Consider the following 24,209-nt stretch of genomic DNA (forward strand, 5'->3'; position numbering starts at 1 on the left):
CTGCTTATTTTGTTTATAAGACAATGTCCCTTGACCGTCTTTTCGGGGTCGCCCCCCCCGCTACTACTAATGGCCTTGACCGCGGTATTTCGGGCGGTCACGGCCTTTCTCTTTTCCACTGCCCCGCTTTCGGGCAGCACAGAACAGCCCCGTCGAATTCCTATTCTTTGTATACGGTGCGCGCGTTAATTCCGGACGCTCGCCGTGTTGACTGCATGTTGCGAAACCCTCACGCGCCCGCGCTCCGGCTTTTTGAGCCGGTGCAGCGACTGCGAGCGTTCCGCGTGCAGGGCGGTCAGCGTCCGCGCCCGCTCGGCGTCACCGCGCGCCACGGCGTCCACGATCGAGCCGTGCTCGGCCCAGGCCTCCACCGGCCGGGCGGGCTGCTCGACCGCGTACATCCAGGCGATCTTGTGCCGCAGCTGGGTCAGCAGAGCCGTCAGGGCCGGGCTGCCGGAGGCCTGCGCGAGCGTCTCGTGGAACCAGCCGCCGAGGGAGCGCAGATCCTCGCCCTGCCCCCGCCTCGCCCGCTCCTGTCCCAGCCTGACCAGGCCGCGCAGCACCTTGAGGTGCGCCTCGGTGCGCCGCTGGGCGGCCCGTGCGGCACCCAGTGGCTCGAGCAGCGCCCGCATGTCGAGCAGGTCGGCCGCCTCCTGCTCGGTGGGTTCGGCGACATGCGCGCCCGCGTGGCGGCGGGTGACGACGAAACCCTCGGACTCCAGGGTGCGCAGGGCCTCGCGGACCGGGACCCGGGAGACCCCGTACCGACGGGCGAGCTGTTCCTCGGTCAGCCGGCTGCCCCGCTCGAAGACGCCGGAGACGATGTCGTCCCGGATCGCCGTGCATACCGAGTGCGCGGGAATGCGCATGTCCGACCTCCGCCTTGGTCTGCGCGAGACAATTATTCGACGCCTGTTCTGCGCCCGATCTGCGACTCTATTGCAGCGCGCCGGAATTTCCGATGCCTCAGCGGAATATGGACGCCTTTTGACCGACGAAAAGCCCCGGCTCAGCACGAGCCGGGGCTTTTGCGACGTGACGGGAGGGCGTACGGGTGCGTACGGAGGTGCACCGAGGCGACGGGCGCCCTGGCGTCAGACGTTGACGCCGCGGGCGCGGAGGTAGGCGACCGGGCTGATGTCGGAGCCGTACTCGGCGGTCGTCCGCGCCTCGAAGTGGAGGTGCGGGCCGGTCGAGTTTCCGGTCGAGCCGGAGATGCCTATCTGCTCGCCCGGTTCGACGTTCTGGCCGACGTAGACGCCGATGGAGGAGAGGTGACCGTACTGGGTGTACGTGCCGTCGTTCATCCGGATGACGATGTTGTTGCCGTACGCGCCGCCCCAGCCGGCCTCGACGACGGTGCCGGAACCGACGGAGACGACGCTGCTGCCGTAGGAGGCGTGGAAGTCGACGCCGGAGTGGCTGCCGGAGGACCAGAGCGAGCCACCGGTCTGGTAGCCGGTGGACACGTACGAGCCGGCGACGGGGAGCTGGAAGGAGTTCAGCCGGCGGCGCTCGGCCTCACGGGCGGCGCGCTCCTCGGCCTCGCGGATCTCCTTGGCACGGGCCTCCGCCTTGCGCTTCGCCTCGGCCTGGGCCTTCGCCTTGGCGGCGGCCTCGAAGGCCTCCTGGTCCTGGGCGGCGGCCTGCGCGTTGATCCGGTCCACGAGGGAGTCCTCGGTGATCACCTTGGTGAGGCCGGTGTCCTCGGCGGAGCGGTTGTCCGCGTCGGCGGCGAGCGCCGGGGAAGCGAGGGTTCCGATGACGCCGGTGGTGGCGAGCGTCGCGGCGCCGGCGATGCCCACGCTGCGGCGCGCCATCCGGCTCGGACCACGATGCTTCCCGGTGGCACGGGTGAACGCCATGTAGGGGCTGATCCTTTCCTTCCTTCTCGCCTACCGGGTTAGCTGACGGGTTCGGAGCAGGAAGGTCTCCTACGAGCCCCTCCGTCGAGACGAAGGCGCCCGATTCACCCCAGGGACTGTGTGGGTCCCCGGCTCCCCAGGCTCGCGCCTGACGGGGACTCGGCGATGACTGTCCGGATGCCGCGGATGCGGCGGGTGCAACTGCCGAACAGACGCACCGACGCTATGCGGATCGCCGGGCGATCACCAACCGGACCCGCCAGTTTGTAAGACATGCCACAGGGCATACGATCATGCTTGATATCAATACGGACAAAGCGGAGGGCCCTGACGCGATGTGCCGTCAGGGCCCTCCACTTCAGCCGCCGGGCGGCCGGAAACAGTCGGTCGAGAGCCGGAATCAGCCGGTCACGACGGTGACTTCACCGATGCCGAGCGCGCGCACCGGCTCCGCGATCTGCGCCGCGTCGCCCACGAGGACGGTGACGAGCCGGTCCACCGGGAAGGCGCTGACCACGGCGGCGGTCGCCTCGACCGTGCCGGTCTCGGCGAGCCGCGCGTACAACTGGGCCTGGTAGTCGTCCGGGAGGTGCTGCTCGACCTGGTCGGCGAGCGTCCCGGCGACGGAGGCGGCCGTCTCGTACTTGAGCGGCGCGACCCCCACCAGGTTCTGCACGGCCGTCTCGCGCTCGGCGTCCGTCAGACCCTCGGCGGCCAGCGTCCGCAGTACCTTCCACAGGTCGTCAAGAGCCGGGCCCGTGTTGGGCGTGTCGACGGAGCCGCTGATGGCGAGCATCGCGGCGCCGTTCCCCCGGCCGTCGGAGCGGAGCACCTGACCGAAGGCCCGCACCCCGTACGTGTAGCCCTTCTCCTCGCGCAGAACCCGGTCCAGACGCGAGGTCAGGGTGCCGCCGAGGCAGTACGTGCCGAGGACCTGGGCCGGCCAGACGCGCTCGTGTCGGTCGGCGCCGATGCGGCCGATCAGCAACTGGGTCTGGACGGCGCCGGGCCGGTCCACGATGACGACCCGTCCGGTGTCGTCGGCGGTGATCGGCGGCATCGGGAGCGGCTCCGCCGGCTCGCCGGTCCAGGCGCCCAGGGTCTCGGCGAGGACCTTGTCCAGGTCGACGCCGGTCAGGTCGCCGACGACCACGGCGGTGGCCGTGCCGGGCCGGACGTACGCCTCGTAGAAGGCGCGGACGGCGGCGGCGTCGATCGCCGCGACGGTCTCCTCGGTGCCCTGGCGCGGCCGGGACATCCGCGACCCGGCAGGGAAGAGCTCCTTGGAGAGCTGCTTGGCGGCGCGCCGGGACGGGTTGGCCGTCTCGTGCGGAATCTCGTCGAGCCGGTTCTGCACCAGGCGCTCGATCTCGGTGTCCAGGAACGCCGGGGCGATCAGCGCCTCGGAGAGCAGCCCGAGCGCCTTGGGCAGCCGGGAGACGGGAACCTCCAGGGAGACCCGTACGCCCGGGTGGTCGGCGTGCGCGTCGAGTGTGGCGCCGCAGCGCTCGAGCTCGGCCGCGAACTCCTCGGCACTGCGCTGGTCCGTGCCCTCGGTGAGCGCGCGGGCCATGATGGTGGCGACGCCGTCGAGACCGGCGGGCTCGGCGTCCAGCGGGGCCGACAGGAAGATCTCCACGGCCACGACCTGCTGGCCGGGGCGGTGGCAGGTCAGCAGCGTCAGGCCGTTGTCCAGCTTCCCGCGGTCCGGGGCGGGGAAGGCCCAGGGCCTCGCGACGCCCGGCGCCGGCTGCGGGTGGAAGTCCATGCTCGTCAAAGACACGGCGGCGTCGGTCACTGGTCCGCTCCCTCTGCATCGTCATCGCCGTCGGCGTCGTCGCTCTGTTCGGTCGCCAGGGGCTCGTAGACGAGCACCGCGCGGTTGTCGGGGCGCAGCTTGGCCGCTGCGACCGTGCGCACCTCGTCTGCGGTGATCTCCAGGACCCGGTCGACGGCCGTGAGGGCGAGCTGGGGGTCGCCGAACAGGACGGCGAACCGGCACAGTTCGTCGGCGCGGCCCGCGACGGTGCCGAGACGGTCGAGCCACTCGCGCTCCAACTGGGCCTGCGCGCGCTCCATCTCCTCCGGCGTGGGGCCCTCGGCGGCGAACCGGGCGAGCTCCTCGTCGACGGCCGCCTCGATCTGCGGGACCTCGACGCCTCCGGAGGTCTTGACGTCCAGCCAGCCGAGCGAGGGCGCTCCGGCGAGCCGCAGCAGGCCGAAGCCGGCGGCGACGGCCGTACGGTCGCGGCGGACCAGACGGTTGTGCAGACGGGAGGACTCGCCACCGCCGAGCACCGTCAGGGCCAGGTCGGCGGCGTCGCACTCGCGCGTGCCGTCGTGCGGCAGCCGGTAGGCGGCCATCAGCGCGCGGGCCGGGACCTCCTCCTCGACGACCTCGCGGAGCTGCTCGCCGATGACCTCGGGCAGGTCGCCGGGGCGCGGTGCGGGCTTGCCGTCGTGGCCGGGGATGGAGCCGAAGTACTTCTCGACCCAGGCGAGGGTCTGCTCCGGGTCGATGTCGCCGACGACCGAGAGCACCGCGTTGTTCGGCGCGTAGTACGTGCGGAAGAAGTTCCGCGCGTCCTCCAGGGTGGCGGCGTCCAGGTCGGCCATGGAGCCGATCGGCGTGTGGTGGTACGGGTGGCCCTCGGGATAGGCCAGGGCGGTCAGCTTCTCGAAGGCCGTGCCGTACGGCACGTTGTCGTAGCGCTGGCGGCGCTCGTTCTTGACGACGTCCCGCTGGTTCTCCATGGACTCGTCGTCCAGGGCGGCGAGCAGCGAGCCCATGCGGTCGGCCTCCAGCCAGAGCGCGAGCTCCAGCTGGTGCGTGGGCATGGTCTCGAAGTAGTTGGTGCGCTCGAAGCTCGTCGTGCCGTTGAGCGAGCCGCCTGCGCCCTGGACCAGCTCGAAGTGCCCGTTGCCGTGGACCTGCTTCGAGCCCTGGAACATCAGGTGCTCGAAGAGGTGGGCGAGGCCCGTGCGGCCGGGAACCTCGTGACGCGAGCCGACGTCGTACCAGAGGCAGACCGCGGCGACCGGGGTCAGGTGGTCCTCCGAGAGCACCACGCGCAGGCCGTTCGCCAACCGGTGCTCGGTCGCTGTCAGGCCGCCGGAGCCGGCCTCGGCCGTGGCCGTGTGACCCATGGGCATGTACGTCCCTTCGATCGCGATGTGAAAAGGTCCTGCCACTGTATGCAAGCGCGCCGACACCTGGCGAAGTTCCCGCCCCCGCGAGATGTCCCTCTTCCGGGTCGCGGTCGGCGTTGTCGGTGGCACGGTCCACAATGGTCCGCGTCAGATCAACCATGTTGGTGAAGGAGCGCAGCCGCGATGGCCCGCCGCAGCACGAAGACACCGCCGCCGGACGACACGTTCGAGGAGCGAATCCTCGACATCGACGTCGTCGACGAGATGCAGGGCTCCTTCCTCGAGTACGCGTACTCGGTGATCTACTCGCGTGCGCTCCCGGACGCCCGGGACGGAATGAAGCCCGTCCAGCGCCGCATCGTCTACCAGATGAACGAGATGGGGCTCCGGCCCGACCGCGGCTTCGTCAAGTGCGCCCGCGTCGTCGGCGAGGTGATGGGCAAGCTCCACCCGCACGGCGACGCGTCCATCTACGACGCCATGGTCCGCATGGCGCAGCCGTTCTCCATGCGTCTGCCCCTCGTCGACGGCCACGGGAACTTCGGTTCCCTCGGCAACGACGACCCGCCGGCCGCCATGCGGTACACCGAGTCGCGGATGGCCCCGGCCGCACTGCTGATGACCGAGTCCATCGACGAGGACACGGTCGACTTCCATCCGAACTACGACGGCCAGGAGCGGGAGCCGGCGGCGCTGCCCGCCGCCTACCCGAACCTGCTGGTCAACGGCGCGTCCGGCATCGCGGTCGGCATGGCGACCAACATGCCCCCGCACAACCTCGGCGAGGTCGTCGCCGCCGCCCGTCACCTGATCCGCCACCCGGGCGCCGACCTCGAGACGCTGATGCGCTTCGTGCCGGGACCCGACCTGCCGACCGGCGGCCGGATCGTCGGACTCTCCGGGATCAAGGACGCGTACGAATCGGGCCGCGGCTCGTTCAAGATCCGCGCCACGACGAGCGTGGAGACCGTGACGGCGCGCCGCAAGGGCATCGTCGTGACCGAGCTGCCCTTCACGGTCGGCCCCGAGAAGGTCATCTCCAAGATCAAGGACCTGGTCGGCTCCAAGAAGCTCCAGGGCATCGCGGACGTCAAGGACCTCACCGACCGCAGCCACGGGCTGCGCCTGGTCATCGAGATCAAGAACGGCTTCGTACCCGAGGCGGTCCTGGAGCAGCTCTACAAGCTGACGCCGATGGAGGAGTCCTTCGGCATCAACAACGTGGCACTGGTCGACGGCCAGCCGCTGACCCTCGGCCTCAAGGAGCTCCTGGAGGTCTACCTCGACCACCGCTTCGAGGTGGTCCGGCGCCGCTCCGAGTTCCGCAGGACCAAGAAGCGCGACCGGCTCCACCTGGTGCTCGGCCTGCTCATCGCGCTGATCGACATCGACGAGGTCATCCGCCTCATCCGGGAGAGCGACAACTCCGCGCAGGCCAAGGAGCGCCTGATGGAGCGCTTCTCGCTGAGCGAGATCCAGACGCAGTACATCCTGGACACCCCGCTGCGCCGCCTCACCCGGTTCGACCGGATCGAGCTGGAGAGCGAGCGCGACCGTCTCAACGGCGAGATCGACGAGCTGACGGGGATCCTGGACTCCGACGCGGAGCTGCGCAAGCTGGTCTCGGCGGAGCTGGCCGCGGTCGCCAAGAAGTTCGCCACCGACCGGCGGACGGTCCTGCTCGAATCGGCGGGCGCGCCCGTCGCGGCCGTGTCCCTGGAGGTCGCGGACGACCCGTGCCGGGTGCTGCTGTCCTCCACCGGGCTCCTCGCCCGTACGGCGACGGCGGAGCTGCCCGAGGCCGACCCGGACGCGAAGCGCGTCAAGCACGACGTGATCCTGTCGTCGGTGGCCGCCACCCAGCGCGGTGACGTCGGCGCGGTGACCTCGACAGGCCGGCTGCTGCGGATCGCGGTGATCGATCTGCCGCAGCTCCCGGACACCGCGAGCGCCCCGAACCTGGCGGGCGGCGCGCCCCTGTCCGAGTTCCTGAACCTGGAGGCCGACGAGACCGTGGTCTGCCTGACCACGCTCGACGAGTCCTCGCAGGGGCTCGCCCTCGGCACGCTCCAGGGCGTGGTGAAGCGCGTGGTCCCGGACTACCCGGCGAACAAGGACGAGCTGGAGGTCATCACCCTCAAGGAGGGCGACCGGATCGTCGGCGCGACCGAGCTGCGGACGGGCGAGGAGGACCTGGTCTTCATCACCTCCGACGCCCAGCTGCTCCGCTACCCGGCCTCGCAGGTACGGCCCCAGGGCCGCCCGGCCGGCGGCATGGCGGGCGTCAAGCTGTCGGCGGGCGCCGAGGTGATCTCGTTCACGGCCGTCGACCCGGCGGCGGACGCCGTCGTCTTCACCGTCGCGGGCTCCACGGGGGCCCTGGACTCCTCGGCGGGTACGTCGGCGAAGCTGACACCCTTCGACCAGTACCCGCGCAAGGGCCGGGCGACCGGCGGCGTCCGCTGCCAGCGCTTCCTGCGGGGCGAGGACGTCCTGATCCTGGCCTGGGCGGGCACCGCGCCAGCCCGCGCCGCGCAGAAGAGCGGCGCCCCGGTGGAGCTCCCCGAAGCGGACCCGCGCCGCGACGGCTCGGGCACCCCGCTCCTCCAGCCGGTGGACGTGGTGGCGGGCCCGGCGAGCTGAGTCGACCCGGAGGTGTCCCCGGCCTAGGGCACCTCCGGCTCTTCCTCCGTCCGCGGCACGTACCGCAGGACGCCCCACATGCTGTGCTCGTCGGGGACGTCCCCCGGGCCGTCCTGCTCGCACTCCGCGAGCCCCTTGCGCAGGCCGGCCACGTCGATGCCGGAACCGATCAGGACGAGCTGGGTGAGCCGTTCCCCGCCCTCGGGCCACCGCTCGGGGTAGAAGCGCAGGAAACGGCCGACCGCGTGCACGGTGTAGCGGTTGTCCGGGTCGGCGGCGCCGAAGTCGACGAAACCCTTGATCCGGTAGAGCCCTTCGGGCCGCGCGTCCAGGAAGGCCATCAGCCGGCGCGGATGGAGCGGACGTGCGGCCGTCAGGGACACGGTCTCGTACGCCGTGTGCGGGTGGACGTGCGCCTCGTCCTCGCCGTACAGGATGTCCTCGATGGACATCTGTCCCTCGATCTCCCCCTCGGGGACCACCCGGTCGAAGAGCAGCTCCGGGTCGATCCGCCCGTGCGTGGCGTCCACCATGACGGCCTTCCCCGCCAGTCCGCCCACCGTCTCGCGGACGGCGCGCAGCTCGTCCCCGGTGACCCGGTCCGCCTTGTTCACGACCACGAGGTCGGCGATCGGCAGGTGCCGGTCGGTCTCGGGGTGCCGCCGCCGGGTGGCGGAGAACTCGGCCGCGTCGACGACCTGGACGAGTCCCCCGTACACGATCCGCTCGTTCTCGCTGGCCAGCACCATGCGGACCAGTTCCTGCGGCTCGGCGAGACCGCTCGCCTCGATCACGATCACGTCGAGGCGCGACTCGGGGCGGGTGAGGACCTCCAGGTACTCGTCGAGTTCGCTCGCGTCGACGGCACAGCACAGGCAGCCGTTGCCGAGGGAGACGGTGGAGCCGACCTGTCCGGCGACGCTCATCGCGTCGATGCCGATGTCGCCGAAGTCGTTGACCATGACGCCGATACGGGTGCCCCGGGCGCTGCGCAGCAGGTGGTTGAGGAGCGTGGTCTTCCCCGCCCCGAGAAACCCGGCCAGGACGACGACGGGGATCTGCTGCGTGGTCAAGGGACGTGCCTCCGGTTTCTTCGTGCCCCACGGCCGTGGGAAACCCCCAGAATAGGCAACCGCCGCGGGCACCCGCCCCGTCGCCGTTTCCGGTCCCGGGGCGTGGCCCTTTACCTTTGCCCGCATGAGCCCCGCACAGCCCAGCCCCCCGCGCGCCCTCGCGCGCCGACGGCGGTTCGGGTGGCCCCGACGGGTGTTCTCGCAGGTCCTGCTGATGCAGCTGGCCATCGCGACCGGTGTGACCGTCCTCGCCACGGGGCTCTTCCTCGCTCCGCTCAGCGCGCAGCTCGACGACCAGGCCATGCGGCGGGCGCTGGCCATCGCCGGGACCACCGCGTCACCGCGTCTCGCCGCGGACCTCACCCGTACCCCGCCGTCCGCGCGGGGCCCGGTGCAGACGGAGGCCGAACGGATCCGGACCTCCACGGGCGCCGAGTACGTCGTGGTCATGGACACCCGAGGGGTGCGCTGGTCGCACACCGACCCCGCCGAGATCGGCAGGCGTGTCTCCACGGACCCGAGCGCCGTCCTCGCCGGGGACGAGGTGATGGAGATCGACAGCGGCACCCTGGGCCGCTCGGCGCGCGGCAAGACGCCGCTGCGGGACGCGGACGGGCGGATCGTCGGCGCGGTCTCGGTCGGCATCGAGTACGACAGCGTCCGCGACCGGCTCCTCGCCGCGATCCCGGGGCTCCTCGCCTACGCGGGCGGGGCGCTCGCGGCCGGCGCCCTGGCCGCGTACCTGATCTCCCGGCGCCTCCAGCGGCAGACCCACGACCTGGCCTTCTCCGACATCTCCGCGCTGCTCGCCGAACGCGAGGCCATGCTGCACGGCATCCGCGAAGGGGTCGTGGCCCTGGACCGCGACGGCCGCGTGCGGCTCCTGAACGACGAGGCGCAGCGGCTTCTCGGCCTCGGCCCCGAGGCGGCGGGTCGGCCGCTCGACGAGGTGCTCGGCCGGGGCCGTACGGCCGACGTCCTCGCGGGCCGGGTGACCGGCGACGACCTGGTCACCGTACGGGGACACCGGGTGCTGATCGCCAACCGGATGCCGACCGACGACGGCGGCGCCGTGGCGACCCTCCGCGACCGCACCGAGCTGGAGCGGCTCGGGCGCGAGCTGGACTCCACCCGGGGGCTGATCGACGCCCTCCGGGCCCAGGACCACGAGCACGCCAACCGGATGCACACCCTCCTCGGGCTCCTGGAGCTGGAGATGCACGAGGAGGCGGTCGAGTTCGTCACCGAGGTGGTCGGCGTGCACCGGGCGACCGCCGAGCAGGTCACGGAGAGGATCCACGACCCGCTGCTCGCGGCGCTCCTCGTCGGCAAGGCCACGGTCGCCGCCGAGCGGGGCGTCTCGCTGCGGATCGCCCCCGTCTCACTGCTGCCGGACCGGCTCGTCGACCCGCGCGAACTGGTCACCGTCGTCGGGAACCTGGTCGACAACGCCCTGGACGCCGTCGCGGGCACCCCCGGTGCCCGGATCGACGTCTCCTTCCGCGCCGAGGGCCGTACGGTCGTACTGCGCGTCACGGACAGCGGCCCCGGCGTGCCGGAGGAGAGCCGCGAGCTGATCTTCACCGAGGGCTGGACGACGAAGGCGCTGCCGTCCCACGGCAAGCGCGGGATCGGTCTCCCCCTCGTACGCCGGCTCGCCGAGCGCCGTGGCGGCACCGCGCGCGTGGCCGGGGGGCCCGAAGGGGGCGCCGAGTTCACCGTCGTCCTCCCGGACGCCCTGACCGAACCGGATCCCGGACCGGACGCCCTGACCGAGCCGGCGCCCGGGTCGGACGTCCCCTGTGGGGAACCGGGACCGGCCGAGGGGGTCCGATGATCGACGTCCTCGTCGTGGACGACGACGTACTGGTGGCACGGATCAACGCCGCCTACGTCGCCAAGGTGCCCGGCTTCCGGGTCGCCGCCGTCGCCCACTCGACCGCCGAGGCGCTCGCCGCCCTGGACGATCACCCGGTGGACCTGATCCTCCTCGACCACTACCTGCCGGACCGGAACGGGCTCGCGGCCGTACGGGAGCTCCGCGCGCGCGGCCACCAGTGCGACGTGATCATGGTGACGGCCGCCCGGGACGTGGCCACGGTGCAGGCGGCGATGCGGCACGGCGCCCTCCAGTACCTGGTCAAGCCGTTCAACTTCGCCGGGCTTCGCACCCGGCTGGAGGCGTACGCGACGCTCCGCCGCACCCTGGAGAGCGGCGGCGAGGCGGAGCAGGCCGAGGTGGACCGCATCTTCGGGGCCCTGTCTGCGGGCTCCGTCACCCCGGACCTCCCCAAGGGGCACTCCCCCACCACGGCCGAGCTGGTCCGGCAGGTCCTGCTCGCCGCCGGTGGGCCGCTCTCCGCACAGGAGATCGCCGAGCGGACCGGTGTCAGCCGCCAGACGGCCCAGCGCTACCTCAAGCTCCTCGAACGCACCGGTCGCGTGACTCTCTCGCTCCGGTACGGCGAGACGGGCCGCCCCGAGCACCGGTACGCCTGGGCAAGCTCGCCACCGGCCTGATCGGCAAGCCCCATAGGCTCCTCAGACGGCTCCCGCGCCGGTCAGAGCCCGGACCTCGGTCTCGGCGTGCCGCGCCTCGTCGGGCGGTTCGGTCGAGGTGACCGTCCCGATCCAGCCCGCGAGGAAGCCGAGCGGGATGGAGACCACCCCCGGGTTCTGCAGCGGGAAGAGCTGGAAGTCGACGCCCGGGAACAGCGCTTCGGGACTGCCGGAGACGACCGGCGAGACCAGCACGAGCAGCACCGCGGGGATCAGCCCGCCGTACACCGACCAGACCGCGCCGCGGGTGGTGAACTTCCGCCAGAACAGCGAGTAGAGCAGCACCGGCAGATTGGCGGAGGCAGCGACCGCGAAGGCCAGGCCGACGAGGAACGCCACGTTGAGGTCGCGGGCGAGCAGCCCGAGGCCGATGGCGGCCGCGCCGATCACCGCCGCGGCGATCCGGGCCACGGTCACCTCGCTGTACTGCTTCGCGTGCCGGCGGCGCAGCGATGCGTACAGGTCGTGGGCGACGGAGGCCGAGGACGCGAGGGTGATCCCCGCGACGACGGCGAGGATGGTCGCGAACGCGATGGCGGCGACGATCGCGAAGAGCACGGTGCCGCCGGTGGAGCCCGCGCCCCCGCCGAGGTCGAGGGCGAGCAGCGGTACCGCGGTGTTCCCCGAGGCGTTGGAGGCGCGGACCGCGTCGGGTCCGATGAGGGCCGCCGCGCCGAAGCCGAGCACGATGGTCATCAGGTAGAAGCCGCCGATGAGTCCGATGGCCCAGACGACGGAGCGACGGGCGGCCCGGGCCGTCGGCACGGTGTAGAAGCGCGACAGGATGTGGGGCAGTCCCGCCGTGCCCAGGACCAGGGCGAGGCCGAGGCTGATGAAGTCGAGGCGGGCCGTCCAGTCCCCGCCGTAGCGAAGCCCGGGGGCGAGGAATCCCGTTCCGTGGCCGCTGCGTTCGGCCGCGGCGGAGAGCAGGTTGTTCACATCGCCGTGGAACCGGAGCAGGACGAGAACGGTGAGCGCGATCGTCCCAGCCATCAGCAGGACCGCCTTGACGATCTGGATCCAGGTGGTGGCCCGCATGCCGCCGAGCGACACGTAGATCACCATCAGTGCGCCCACGCCGATCACCGTCCACGAGCGGGCCGCCTCGCTGGTGCCGCCGAGCAGCAGGGCGACCAGGCTGCCGGCGCCCACCATCTGGGCCACGAGGTACAGCACGGAGACGGCCACCGAGGACGTTCCCGCGGCGATCCGTACCGGACGCTCGGCCATCCGCGCGGCGACGACGTCGGCGAGGGTGAACCGGCCGCAGTTACGGACCAGTTCGGCCACGAGCAGCAGTACGACCAGCCAGGCGACGAGGAATCCGACGGAGTACAGCATGCCGTCGTAGCCGTAGAGCGCGATCAGCCCGGAGATGCCGAGGAAGGAGGCCGCCGACATGTAGTCACCGGCGATGGCGAAACCGTTCTCCAGGGGCGAGAACAGCCTGCCCCCGGCGTAGAACTCCTCCGCCGAACCGTGCCGGTTGCGGCTCACCCAGGTGGTGATGCCCAGGGTGACGGCGACGAAGACGCTGAAGAGCACGAGTGCCAGGGTCTGGTGGTCTCCGGTCACGGCCGCACCACCCCTCGGGTCATCTCCTGCGTGTCCCAGCGCAGGTCCAGCGCGGCCTGGTCCCTGCGGAGCCGCGCGTGGCGCGCGTAGGCCCAGGTGAGCAGGAAGGTCGTCAGGAACTGCCCGAGCCCCGCGACCATCGCCACGTTCACCGCTCCGGCGACCGGCCGGGCCATGAGTCCGGGCGCGGCGGTCGCCGCCACGACATAGGCCAGGTACCAGAGGAGGAACGCGAGGGCGGCCGGGAAGACGAACCGGCGGTAGCGGCTGCGCACTTCCTGGAAGGCAGGGCTCCGCTGCACCTCCAGATAGATCTCCGCCGTGCTGTGGACCCGCTGCCGCGGCACCGCGTCGGGGAGACCGTCGCCGGGCGCCCGGGCCCCCGCCGGCTCACCGTGGCCGGAGGCCGTCGCGTCGTACCAGGGGTCCTCGATCGGCATCGCCGAAGCGTCGAGCCCCTCCTGCTTGTCCACCTGCTCCACCGGCCAACTCTCCTTGTCAGCGAACCGTTTCGGCCGCGTGCCCAAGGATGGACAGAGCGGGAAGATCCCGGACTCTTCTCCTCCCGCTGTTCACCCCATCAGGTGACTCTTCTCCCCGGTGGCCTGACCAGACCGTGCTGATATGCGTACCGCACGGCCTGCGCCCGGTCGCGCACCCCCGTCTTGGCGAAGAGATTGTTGATATGGGTCTTCACCGTGGCCGTGGAGATCCGCAACCGACCGGCGATCTCCTGGTTGGAAAGCCCGTCGGCGACGAGCACGAGCACCTCCGTCTCCCGCTCCGTGAGCCCGTCGACACCCCCCGGCCCGGCAGGCTCACCGACCGCTGCGGCACCCTCTGGCCGGCGCGCCCCCGGATCACCGCTCGCCCCCACCCCCTCGGATCCCCCAGCTCTCTCACTCCGCTCGGTCCGCTCCAGCAGTTGCTCCAGCAGGCGCCTCTGCACGGAGGGCGAAAGGCCCGCTCGTCCATCGGTCACGTCCCGCAGAGCCCGCACGATCTCCTCCCCGCCGGCGTCCTTGGTCAGGTACCCCCGCGCGCCGGCCCGCAGAGCCGGGAACAACGAGTCGTCGTCGGCGTACGTGGTGAGCACGACGATCTCCGTCCCGGGGTGTCGCTCGCGGATGCGACGGGTGGCCTCGACGCCGTCGCACCGCGGCATCCGCAGATCCATCAGGACCACGTCGGGCGCGAGTTCCGCGGTCAACGCCACCGCCTCCTCCCCGTCCCGCGCCGCCCCGACGACCTCGACCCCGGGAAGCAGTCCCAGCAGCATCACGATCCCTTCGCGCACCACGGCCTGATCGTCGGCGACCACCACCCGCACGACCCGGTCCCCCGCGGAGGCCCGAGAGCCCTCCTGGCCACCGGCCTCTTCCCCACCGCTCATGCCACTCACGCCGTCACCCACGCCGTCGCTCATGCCGGCACCCGCAGCCGCACCGCGAATCCAGGACCCTCCGGTCCGGCGTCCAGGCTGCCGCCGAGCAGTTCGGCCCGCTCCCTCATGCCGAGCAACCCGTACCCCGATCCGGAGGAGCCGAGCCCGTACCCCTGCCGGGCCCCCTCGGTCGCCGGGGGCGGCCCGGAGTCGCGTATTTCCAGGGAGATCTCGCCCGTCTCGTACGCGAACCGGATCCGGGTCCGGGCGCCCGGAGCGTGCTTGCGGATGTTGGTCAGGGCTTCCTGCGCGACCCGTCGGACCGCCTGGGAGGCCTCGACGGGCAGCTGTCGGCGCTCGCCGCTGACATCGACCTCGGCACGGTCCTCCCGTGCCAGCTCCCGCAGATAGTCCTCGACGGGCACCATGTCGCCGCGCAGTGCCGACAGTGCGTGGCGGGTCTCGGCCAGCCCCTCTCTGGCCATGGAACGGGCCGAGGTCACGAGCTTGAGGATCTCCGCCCGGTCCGCTCCGGCCTCGATCTGAAGCCGCGCGACTTCCAGGTGCACCATCTGGGCGGAGAGGCTGTGGGCGAGCACGTCATGTATCTCCCGGGCGATCCTGGCCCGCTCGGCGAGCGCCGCCGACGCGGCCTCGGCCTCCCGGGCGAGCCGCTCCTGGGCGAGCAACTGGAACCCCGCACCACGCGCCTGAGCATCCAATCTGAGCGAGTACCCCGCGAGCAGCACAGCCCCCGTCGTGAGGGTGGCTCCGAGGATTCCGCTCTCGTCGGCCTGAGCGAATCCTGGGACGAGTACCCCCACGGTGGCCAGACCGGCGGGAAGCGGCAGCCGTTCCATCGCCATGATCGAGACGATTATCCACATCACGGTCGCCGGTGTCGGTGCGCCGGCCGCGTGGGCCCCGAGTCCGCAGAGCGCCATCACCCCGAGGAGCCCCAGGGACGCCGCGGGCCGGTGGTCGAGGGTCGTGTGGTGATAGCCCAGGGCCGCCGCCACACAGAGCCCGAAGCCGAGCGGGGGCAACAGTGCGTACCACCCGTGGAACGCTCCCGAGGTGTAACAGCCGGCCAGCACCCAGACGCTCAGGGCCACGATCGTGCTGTAGTCGATGACGACCCGGCCACGGGGCACTCCGAGCCGGGTGAGCGCCTCCCGCGACGGCCAGGAGCCCCACGAGCTCCCCCGGCTCACGTCGCTCCCCGTTCGCGCTCGGCCGCGCTTCTCGTCCATGCCCGTCCCCCTCCGTCATGACGATGCTACGGAGAGTCGGCGGCCGTGTGATCGGCCCGTGGGTGGAGCGTACGGCTCCACCCACGGGTGGAGGGCCTCAGGCGTCGATGCGCGAGCGGTCGAGGGTCGCCGCCGAACCGGTGATGAACTCCTTGCGGGGAGCCACGTCGTTGCCCATGAGGAGGTCGAAGACCTGCTCCGCCGCGTCCAGGTCGCCGATGTTGATGCGGCGCAGGGTGCGGTGGCGCGGGTCCATCGTGGTCTCCGCGAGCTGGTCGGCGTCCATCTCGCCCAGGCCCTTGTAGCGCTGGATGGAGTCCTTGTAGCGGACCCCCTTGCGCTGGTACTCCAGCAGGGTCTGCCGCAGCTCGTTGTCCGAGTACGTGTAGACGTACTTGTCCTGGCCCCTCTTGGGCTGGACGAGCTCGATCCGGTGCAGCGGGGGCACGGCGGCGAAGACCCGCCCCGCCTCCACCATGGGCCGCATGTAGCGCTGGAAGAGCGTCAGCAGCAGACACCGGATGTGGGCGCCGTCGACGTCGGCGTCGACCAGGAGGACGATCTTCCCGTAGCGGGCCGCGTCGATGTCGAAGGTACGGCCCGAGCCGGCTCCTATGACCTGGATGATCGCCCCGCACTCGGCGTTCTTCAGCATGTCCGAGACCGACGACTTCTGGACGTTGAGGATCTTGCCGCGGATGGGCAGCAGGGCCTGGAACTCGCTGTTGCGCGCGAGCTTGGCCGTACCGAGGGCCGAGTCGCCCTCGACGATGAAGAGCTCGCTGCGCTCCACGTCGTCGCTGCGGCAGTCGGCCAGCTTGGCGGGCAGCGAGGAGGATTCCAGCGCGGTCTTCCGGCGCTGCGCCTCCTTGTGCTGCCGGGCCGCGATCCGGGTGCGGGCCGCGGCGACGGCCTTCTCCAGGACGGCGCGCGCCTGCGCCTTGTCGTCCCGCTTGGTGGAGGTGAGGAAGGCCTTGAGTTCCTTCGCCACCACGTTCGCCACGATCCGGCGAGCGGCGGACGTACCGAGGACCTCCTTGGTCTGCCCCTCGAACTGCGGCTCGGCGAGACGGACCGTCACGACGGCCGTGAGCCCTTCCAGGGCGTCGTCCTTGACGATGTCGTCCTCGGCGACGCGCAGCATCTTCGTCGAGCGCAGCACCTCGTTCACCGTCTTGGTGACGGCCTGCTCGAAGCCCGAGACGTGGGTGCCGCCCTTCGGCGTGGCGATGATGTTGACGAAGGACTTGACCGTGGCGTCGTATCCGGTGCCCCAGCGCAGGGCGACGTCGACGGCGAGCTCGCGGGTGACCTCGGTGGGCGTCATGTGACCCCGCTCGTCGAGGACGGGGACGGTCTCCTTGAAGGTGCCCTGGCCGGTGAGGCGCTGGATGTCGCAGACGGCCTTGTCCTGCGCGAGGTACTCGCAGAACTCGCTGATGCCGCCGTCGAAGCGGAAGGTCTCCTCGCTCTTCCCGATTCCGGCCAGGTCCCGCTCGTCGCGGACGACGATGGTGAGGCCGGGCACGAGGAAGGCGGTCTGCCGGGCACGCTGGTGCAGCGTCTCCAGGGAGAGCTTGGCGTCCTTGAGGAAGATCTGCCGGTCGGCCCAGTAGCGGACGCGGGTGCCGGTGCGGTTCTTGGGAACGCGCTTGCCCTTGAGGAGCCCGTTGGCCGGGTCGAAGGGGCTGTCGGGTCCTTGCTCCGTGAAGATGCCCGGGACACCCCGGCGGAAGCTGATCGAGTGCGTGGCACTGTTCCGGTCGACCTCGACGTCGAGGCGCGCCGACAGGGCGTTGACCACGGAGGCGCCGACGCCGTGCAGACCGCCGGACGCCGCGTACGATCCGCCGCCGAACTTTCCGCCGGCGTGCAGCTTCGTCATGACGACCTCGACTCCGGAGAGTCCGGTCTTCGGTTCGACGTCGACCGGGATGCCTCGACCGTTGTCCCGGACCTCCACGGATCCGTCGTCGTGGAGGATCACCTCGATGTGGTCGCAGTAGCCGCCGAGGGCCTCGTCGACCGAGTTGTCGATGATCTCCCAGATGCAGTGCATCAGGCCACGGCTGTCGGTGGACCCGATGTACATACCGGGGCGCTTGCGAACCGCTTCGAGCCCTTCGAGTACGAGCAGGTGCCGCGCGGTGTAGTTGGAACCGTCACGGTCTGCGGTCAGCAGCGCACTGGACGGCACGGACGTTTCGGCGGTCACGCGGTTCGCTCCTCGCTGAATTTGAAATGTGGCCCGATGGGGTAAGGCCCGACGTCGGTCATCGGTCAGAGGGTACCGATGCCTGGTAGAGCCGTTGTAACGCCACCCTCCCGATTCCTCATGCTAGTCCAGAGTCGCATGGGTGTTCGATCCCTCGATAGGGTGACGTGTACATCACGTTCCCTTCCAGGCATGAACCATTTAGGCTCCGGGCACGTCCTCATCAACAACCGGCAACCACGCCGGGAGGGCTAACCGACCCAAGCAACGCGAAATCCGTAGAGCGAAGCAATACGGCCCATTCGCCGCCAACCGGCAGCAGACAGCCACCTTGGAAGAAGTTTCAAGGAAAAGCCACGAGCGGGAACGTTTTCGGCCTGGTTGGATGTTGACCCTGGTACGACAGCTCGTCGAGCTAGAGAAGAGGCGACGTGACTACTGTTCTGACCCCCGCGAGCCCCCTGACGGCCGCTGACCGCTGCGACCGCTGCGGCGCCCAGGCATACCTGCGTGTCGTCCTGACCAGCGGAGGTGACTTGCTCTTCTGCGCCCACCACGGACGTAAGTTCGAGCCGGAACTCAAGAAGATCGCCGTTGAGATACAGGATGAGACGGACCGTCTGACGGACGTGCCGGCCCGCACTGTAGGCGACGAGCACTGACGCTTCGCAACCACGACGAGCTCAGATCCGGCCATTGACCGGACGGTGGGCGGTCACCCCGTGTTCCAGAGGGGTGACCGCCCGCTCTCGTATTCCCACGCGCGTCAGAGACCTGCCGGCAGTACCGCTGAGACCCGTGTGTAGACACCCGGGTTCTCCGCCTGCCCACAGCCGCTGCCCCAGGACACCAGGCCGATGAGAAGCCCCTTGGCTACCAGCGGACCTCCGCTGTCGCCCTGGCACGCGTCCCTGCCGCCCTGCGGGTCGCCCGCGCACAGCATCGTGTCGCCCCGGTACGAGACGCCGGTTCCATCCGGGTACGCCCGCTCACACGCCTTGTCCGACAGCACCTGCACGCGTGCCGTCCGCAGCTTGGAGGCGTAGGACCCGTTGCCGGTCGTATCCCCCCAGCCGTAGACGTCCGCCTCCGTCCCGGGCGTGTGTGCCGCGTCTCCCGCACGGGCGACGCCGATCACGTACGACTGCGGCAGCGCGCTCACCAGGGTCAGCACCGCGAGATCGCCCGAGTTGGTCGTCGGGTCGTAATCCGGGTTCACCCAGGTGTCCGAGATCCGCACCTCCTGCCCGCCCTGCCCGCGCAGCGCGGCGCGGCCGGCGATGACCAGGAAGTCCCGGACCTCCCAGGGCTCGCCGCCGAGCACCTCCCGGCCCAGGCAATGGGCGGCCGTGAGCACCTTGGTCGGCGCGACGACCACCCCCCCGCAGAACTGCCCCGCGCGCGTACCTCCGAACCGGTCACGGCTGGACAGCGCCACGACCCACGGCGCGTCCGTGATCTGGGCCGGGCGGCCACCCACCACGACGCTGTCGGCGGCCACAGGGGTGGCGGCGGTGACCTGCCACGCCGCTGCGGCGATCAGGCCCAGAGCACCCGTCAATGTCCGGGTGAGAGAACCACGCATGGAGCCTCCTGACTCTCCGGTGATGTCGGTTCACCCAGCGTCCAGCACGCACACGCGCCGTGCACCCCCGAACAGCCGGAGGGCCCGGCTCCCTCTCGGGGAACCGGGCCCTTCCGTCTATCGCTCCGTGCCTCGCGTCCGTGACGCGTACGGATCAGTCGAGGTAGTCGCGCAGTACCTGCGAACGCGACGGGTGACGCAGCTTCGACATCGTCTTCGACTCGATCTGACGGATCCGCTCACGGGTCACGCCGTAGACCTTGCCGATCTCGTCCAGCGTCTTCGGCTGACCGTCGGTGAGACCGAAGCGCATCGAGACGACGCCCGCCTCGCGCTCGGACAGCGTGTCGAGGACGGAGTGCAGCTGCTCCTGGAGGAGCGTGAAGCTCACCGCATCGGCCGGGACGACCGCCTCGGAGTCCTCGATCAGGTCGCCGAACTCGCTGTCGCCGTCCTCACCCAGCGGGGTGTGGAGGGAGATCGGCTCACGGCCGTACTTCTGGACCTCGATGACCTTCTCGGGGGTCATGTCGAGCTCCTTGGCCAGCTCCTCCGGGGTGGGCTCACGGCCCAGGTCCTGGAGCATCTGGCGCTGGACGCGCGCGAGCTTGTTGATGACCTCGACCATGTGCACCGGGATACGGATGGTGCGGGCCTGGTCGGCCATGGCGCGGGTGATCGCCTGCCGGATCCACCAGGTGGCGTACGTGGAGAACTTGTAGCCCTTGGTGTAGTCGAACTTCTCGACGGCGCGGATCAGACCGAGGTTGCCCTCCTGGATCAGGTCCAGGAAGAGCATGCCACGGCCGGTGTAGCGCTTGGCCAGGGAGACCACCAGGCGGAGGTTGGCCTCCAGGAGGTGGTTCTTGGCCCGGCGACCGTCCTCGGCGATGATCTCCAGCTCGCGCTTGAGCTTCGGCGCGAGCTTGTCCGAGTTCGCGAGCTTGTCCTCGGCGAACAGGCCGGCCTCGATGCGCTTGGCGAGCTCGACCTCCTGCTCGGCGTTGAGCAGCGGGACCTTGCCGATCTGCTTCAGGTAGTCCTTGACCGGGTCCGCGGTGGCACCGGCGACGGCGACCTGCTGCGCCGGAGCGTCGTCCTCGTCCTCGTCGGACAGGACGAAGCCCTTGCTCTCGCCCTCGGTCTCCTCTTCCTCGCCCTTGCCGGGCGCGACGTCCTCGAGCAGCTCTTCGCCCTCGACGAGTTCGTCGGCGTCCTTCTTGGACGTGGACTTCTTGGCCGCCGTCTTCTTGGCGACGGCCTTCTTGGCCACCGCCTTCTTGGCGACGGTCTTCTTCGCTGCCGCCTTCTTGGCGACGGATCCGGCCTCGTCGGCCGGTTCGGCGCCCTCTGCCGCGGCAGCCGTGACGCTGGGCTTCGTCACGGTCGTCCTGGCGGTGACGGTCTTGGTGGCGGTGCGCTTGACCGGGCTCTTCGCTGCGACGCTCTTACGGGCGCGCTTCGGCGACTCCGCTGCACTGACCATCAGCGTCACACCCTCTTCCTCGAGGATCTGATTGAGGCTGCGCAGAACATTCTTCCACTGGGTTGGCGGAATCTGGTCAGCCTCGAAGGCCCGACGCACGTCATCGCCGGCGATCTGCCCATCAGCCTTTCCCCGCTCGATGAGCGCCATCACAGACTCGGACTCGGCGATCTCCGGCGGGAGCGTACGGGATGTGCTGGCCGACACGAACAACCTCTCGGAACGATGGAAACGGCTTCCGGCCCCGCCCTGGATCGGACTGGAGCCGACGACCGTCGACGGGGAATGTGCCGACGGCGCGGGCTGGACCGGGGAACTGCACAGCGCCTCCGTCGGCTGCTGTATTCCTTCCTCGGCTGTCACCTCTTAGGTCATCGCACGGCTCGGAGGAGTGTTACGCCCAATCTTCGTGGCCCGAGTCACACCTCATGTGCGACAAACCGGCTCAGAGGGACAGGTAAGGGTACATCCGCCCCGCCGGAACCCCGGCGCCACCCGGGGAATCCCTGTCGGACGTCCCGGATGCCGCCCGGACCCGGCGGCAGCCGATTCCCACGCCTCCGCGCTCCCGACCACGGCCCGCGGGTCAGTGTTCGCGGGGGGCGGGAACGACGCGCTCCACCTCGGGGTGGACCATGAGCAGCTGCCGCATGGCCGTCTCGGCGCCCAGCGCGTCCCCCGCCGCGAGCGCGTCCGCGATCCGGGCGTGGTGCGAGAGGCAGGCCTCGCTCGGGCGGTCGCAGCCCGTGACGGGGCCTCCGGACACCTGGAGCGCGGCGGCGACGATGCCGGAGAGGTGCTCCAGCATCCGGTTTCCCGCGAGCTGGATGAGGAGCGAGTGGAACTCGGTGTCGGCCCGGGAGAAGGTGATGCCGTCCCCCTGGGCGAACGCGTGGCCCATGATCTCGACCATGTCGGCGAGACGCTGCTGGACGTCCTCCCGGCCGTGTCCGGCGGCGAGGCGAGCGGCCAGGGGCTCGATGGTCCAGCGGAGCTCGTTCAGCTCGCGACGCTGGTCGTCGCGCTGCGGGCCGAAGGCGCGCCACTCGATGATGTCGGGGTCGAGGAGGTTCCAGTCGCTGACGGGCCTGACGCGCGTACCGACGTTCGGGCGGGCGCTGACCAGCCCCTTCGCCTCAAGGACGCGCAGCGACTCGCGCACGACGGTGCGCGAGACCTCGAACCGCTGGCCGATCTCTTCGGGGACGAGCGGGCGGTCGGCCCCGAGGTCGCCGGAGACGATCATCTGGCCGAGCTGCTGGACGAGCTGCCCGTGCAACCCGCGGCCCCGGTTGCCGGCGCTCCTGCGGCCGACGCGGCCCAGGTCGGTGTCCACTCCCTCCCAGGAGGACGGACCCACACGACCGGCGGCGGGCGCCTCCGTGTAGGGATAGCGGTCGAGATCGCCCGGGGCGCCGAGGCCGGAGTCGACGGAACGGGCGGCGGTCATCATGGTGTGCGCAAGGGTACTCACGCATCCTTTGTCGGCGTTGCCTCCGCGCCCCTTGAGGTCTTTGGTGAAAAGCACACGAAAGGGTGATCGGCACCCCCTGCGCAATTGACGATTTATCGGACATACGGGATGCATCTCAAGGGAGTTGACAGCAGACCGGAAGGTTCCAGTCCGGAAGTGATCACCAACGGGCCTTACGTCGAAGGCCGGTGAACACATAGGCGCAGAGCAACGCGGTCAACGTCAGCGAGAGCGCCACCCCCGCCGGCTGTCCGAGCACCCGGAGCCCCCCGGTCAGCCAGCGGTCCACCGCCGGAGACCACTGCGGACCGGCGAACTCGCGCAACCGCCCGGGAAGTCCGGCGGCCGACCGCACCGACGGCCCCGTCAGCACCTTCTGCAGCAGCGGAACGAGGGCGACCGGCACCGCGAGGACCGCCGCCACACCGGCCGCCGCGGCGCGGAACACCCCGGCGCCGAGCACCCCCGCCCAGGCACAGCCGACCAGCAGCCCCAACCAACTGGCGCAGAGTGTCGGCCAGTTCTTCGGTACGGTGATCAACTCGGCGCCGTAGACGAACCTGAGGACCTGTAGATCCGCCACCGCGACGACCGCGCCGAGCACGAGGGCGACGCCCGCCGCCACGGCGAGCTTCGCCAGCAACAGGCCCGGCCTGCGGGGCACGGCACCGCGGCCCGTGGTGAGCGCGGGGTAGCGGTACTCCTCGCCGAAGGAGAAGGCGCCGAGGAGTCCGGCCCCGAGGGCCGCGGGCGGCAGCGGGGAGATCGCCGGCCAGCCGGCCAGGACGGCGGGCAGCGCGGCGCGGCCGCCCCGCCCGAGGAGCAGGGCGAGCGTCACCGAACCGAGCAGGACCGCCGCCACGACGAGCGGGGTGGACGGCACGCCCAGGAGCCGATGGATCTCGTACCGCAGCGGACGCAGGGGCGACCGGACCGGCCTGCGGGCACCGCCGGACTCCTCGTCCGAGGCGTCCCGCGCCACGGCGACGGGCGGCGGTTCCACCTCGGTGGACGCCTCACCGGGCACCTGCTCCCCCGGCACGCCCCCCGCCGCGGCCCACGGCACGGGACCGGTGTCACCGGTCTCGGCGGCGAGTCGGTGGATCGGCACACCGTGCCGGAACGCCGTGTCCCCGACGGCCGCGCAGTCGCTTCCGTAGACGGACAGGCGATTGCCGTCCTCGGCGACCACCTCGACCGGGCGGCGCGCGGCTCTGGCCTCCTGGGTCACGACCGCGGCGAGCCTCGCCGCCTGGGGGGTACGGACGACGACCCGTGGACGCAGCCGGGTACGGGCGAACTCGGCGACGTCCTGGTCGGCCACGAGCCGCCCGCCGTCGATCGTGACGACCCGGTCGGCGTTGCGGGCCGCGTCCTTCGGGTCCCCCGTGGCGTAGAGCACGGTTCCCCCGTCGGCCGCGTGCGCACGCAGCAGTTGATACAGCCACGCGCTCTCGGATACGGAGAGGCCGGCGCCCGGCTCGTCGAGCAGCAGGGTGTGGGGCGCACCCAACAGGGCGGACGCGAGGCCGAGTCGCCGGTCCGCTCCGACCGGAAGGGTGCCGATCCTCCGGCGCTCCAGTCCTGTGAGGCCCACGGCTCGCGTCAGTTCGTCGGCCCGCGAGGCGGGGACCCCCGTGGCCGCGCAGAGCATCCGCAACTGGCCTCGGAGCGTGCGGGAGGGGTGCCCGGGGATGTCACCGAGGAGCACGCCGACCTCGCGCGGAGGGTGGGCGATGCGGTGCAGCGGCCGGCCCCGGAAGTAGGTGATCCCACGGCCCGGCTCGAGTTCGAGCATGAGCCGGAGCGCGGTGGTCTTGCCGGAGCCGGAGGAGCCGAGGAGAGCGGTCACGGCACCCGGCCGGGCATCGAAGGTCAGATCGTCCACGGCGGGCGGGCGATCACGGCGGGGTGTGCTGGTCAGTCCGATTGCCTGGAGCATCGCTT

General features: G+C 70.9%; 18 protein-coding genes and 1 riboswitch. Of the genes, 4 read left to right on the forward strand and 14 right to left on the reverse strand.

Annotated elements, in window-relative coordinates:
* Nucleotides 1-185: 185 nt before the first annotated feature.
* The 4 genes from ACFWUY_RS23280 to ACFWUY_RS23295 form a co-directional block, all read right to left on the reverse strand.
* Nucleotides 186-869 (reverse strand): GntR family transcriptional regulator, encoded by a 684-nt coding sequence (locus ACFWUY_RS23280; RefSeq protein WP_384111991.1) that lies wholly within the window; start codon nt 867-869, stop codon nt 186-188.
* 225 nt (nt 870-1,094) lie between these two features.
* Entirely contained in the window at nt 1,095-1,865 is a 771-nt protein-coding gene (locus ACFWUY_RS23285; protein ID WP_384111997.1) for a M23 family metallopeptidase, read from the reverse strand.
* Between the two features lie 12 nt (nt 1,866-1,877).
* A riboswitch (cyclic di-AMP (ydaO/yuaA leader) is annotated at nt 1,878-2,040 on the reverse strand.
* A gap of 225 nt (nt 2,041-2,265) precedes the next feature.
* Nucleotides 2,266-3,663 (reverse strand): M16 family metallopeptidase, encoded by a 1,398-nt coding sequence (locus ACFWUY_RS23290; RefSeq protein ID WP_384112003.1) that lies wholly within the window; start codon nt 3,661-3,663, stop codon nt 2,266-2,268.
* Complete coding sequence (locus ACFWUY_RS23295; RefSeq protein WP_384112009.1) at nt 3,660-5,018, reverse strand: M16 family metallopeptidase; 1,359 nt, start codon at nt 5,016-5,018, stop codon at nt 3,660-3,662. Before ACFWUY_RS23295 ends, ACFWUY_RS23290 begins: the two co-directional genes overlap by 4 nt.
* A gap of 180 nt (nt 5,019-5,198) precedes the next feature.
* On the opposite strand from ACFWUY_RS23295, the gene ACFWUY_RS23300 reads away from it, so the two are divergent.
* Nucleotides 5,199-7,658: a DNA topoisomerase (ATP-hydrolyzing) subunit A gene (locus ACFWUY_RS23300; RefSeq protein WP_384112013.1), complete on the forward strand. Its 2,460-nt coding sequence runs from the start codon at nt 5,199-5,201 to the stop codon at nt 7,656-7,658.
* A gap of 23 nt (nt 7,659-7,681) precedes the next feature.
* Here the strand turns inward: ACFWUY_RS23300 and ACFWUY_RS23305 are convergent, their stop codons facing one another.
* Nucleotides 7,682-8,731: a CobW family GTP-binding protein gene (locus tag ACFWUY_RS23305; RefSeq protein ID WP_384112017.1), complete on the reverse strand. Its 1,050-nt coding sequence runs from the start codon at nt 8,729-8,731 to the stop codon at nt 7,682-7,684.
* A gap of 124 nt (nt 8,732-8,855) precedes the next feature.
* Here ACFWUY_RS23305 and ACFWUY_RS23310 point away from each other — a divergent pair, with 124 nt between their 5' ends.
* Together ACFWUY_RS23310 and ACFWUY_RS23315 are read left to right on the forward strand one after the other, a co-directional pair.
* Nucleotides 8,856-10,568, forward strand: a complete 1,713-nt coding sequence (locus tag ACFWUY_RS23310; protein WP_384112020.1) for an ATP-binding protein — start codon at nt 8,856-8,858, stop codon at nt 10,566-10,568.
* Nucleotides 10,565-11,251 (forward strand): response regulator, encoded by a 687-nt coding sequence (locus ACFWUY_RS23315; protein WP_384112023.1) that lies wholly within the window; start codon nt 10,565-10,567, stop codon nt 11,249-11,251. The genes ACFWUY_RS23310 and ACFWUY_RS23315 overlap by 4 nt, the downstream gene beginning before the upstream one ends.
* 21 nt (nt 11,252-11,272) lie before the next feature.
* On the opposite strand, the gene ACFWUY_RS23320 is transcribed toward ACFWUY_RS23315, so the two are convergent.
* The 5 genes from ACFWUY_RS23320 to ACFWUY_RS23340 all read right to left on the reverse strand — a co-directional run bounded on the left by ACFWUY_RS23320 (nt 11,273) and on the right by ACFWUY_RS23340 (nt 17,717).
* A complete protein-coding gene (locus ACFWUY_RS23320; protein ID WP_384112029.1) occupies nt 11,273-12,865 on the reverse strand; it encodes a cation acetate symporter in 1,593 nt (530 codons plus the stop codon).
* Nucleotides 12,862-13,347 carry a DUF485 domain-containing protein gene (locus tag ACFWUY_RS23325; RefSeq protein WP_384112032.1) on the reverse strand — a complete coding sequence of 162 codons (486 nt, stop codon included), beginning with the start codon at nt 13,345-13,347 and terminating at the stop codon, nt 12,862-12,864. Before ACFWUY_RS23325 ends, ACFWUY_RS23320 begins: the two co-directional genes overlap by 4 nt.
* Before the next feature lie 98 nt (nt 13,348-13,445).
* Nucleotides 13,446-14,258, reverse strand: coding sequence for a response regulator (locus ACFWUY_RS23330; RefSeq protein ID WP_384112250.1), 813 nt, complete (start codon nt 14,256-14,258; stop codon nt 13,446-13,448).
* Nucleotides 14,259-14,287: 29 nt separating this feature from the next.
* The gene (locus tag ACFWUY_RS23335) at nt 14,288-15,502 is read right to left on the reverse strand and encodes a sensor histidine kinase (RefSeq protein ID WP_384112035.1); all 1,215 of its coding nucleotides are present in this window, start codon (nt 15,500-15,502) and stop codon (nt 14,288-14,290) included.
* 97 nt (nt 15,503-15,599) lie between these two features.
* Entirely contained in the window at nt 15,600-17,717 is a 2,118-nt protein-coding gene (locus ACFWUY_RS23340) for a type IIA DNA topoisomerase subunit B (RefSeq protein WP_384112037.1), read from the reverse strand.
* 431 nt (nt 17,718-18,148) lie between these two features.
* Between ACFWUY_RS23340 and ACFWUY_RS23345 the strand changes: the two genes are divergently transcribed.
* The gene (locus tag ACFWUY_RS23345) at nt 18,149-18,379 is read left to right on the forward strand and encodes a hypothetical protein (protein ID WP_030211728.1); all 231 of its coding nucleotides are present in this window, start codon (nt 18,149-18,151) and stop codon (nt 18,377-18,379) included.
* A 104-nt stretch (nt 18,380-18,483) separates the two neighbouring features.
* Here the strand turns inward: ACFWUY_RS23345 and ACFWUY_RS23350 are convergent, their stop codons facing one another.
* From ACFWUY_RS23350 to ACFWUY_RS23365, 4 genes are all read right to left on the reverse strand, one after another.
* Nucleotides 18,484-19,302: a serine protease gene (locus ACFWUY_RS23350; protein WP_384112040.1), complete on the reverse strand. Its 819-nt coding sequence runs from the start codon at nt 19,300-19,302 to the stop codon at nt 18,484-18,486.
* 154 nt (nt 19,303-19,456) lie between these two features.
* On the reverse strand, nt 19,457-20,995 hold the full coding sequence (locus ACFWUY_RS23355; protein ID WP_384112043.1) for an RNA polymerase sigma factor: 1,539 nt from the start codon (nt 20,993-20,995) through the stop codon (nt 19,457-19,459).
* Between the two features lie 379 nt (nt 20,996-21,374).
* Complete coding sequence (locus tag ACFWUY_RS23360; protein ID WP_384112047.1) at nt 21,375-22,262, reverse strand: FadR/GntR family transcriptional regulator; 888 nt, start codon at nt 22,260-22,262, stop codon at nt 21,375-21,377.
* Nucleotides 22,263-22,422: 160 nt separating this feature from the next.
* Nucleotides 22,423-24,204: an ATP-binding cassette domain-containing protein gene (locus tag ACFWUY_RS23365; RefSeq protein WP_384112051.1), complete on the reverse strand. Its 1,782-nt coding sequence runs from the start codon at nt 24,202-24,204 to the stop codon at nt 22,423-22,425.
* Nucleotides 24,205-24,209: the final 5 nt, after the last annotated feature.

It is taken from the genome of Streptomyces sp. NPDC058664 (assembly GCF_042716635.1).
In the GTDB taxonomy this organism is placed as follows: domain Bacteria; phylum Actinomycetota; class Actinomycetes; order Streptomycetales; family Streptomycetaceae; genus Streptomyces.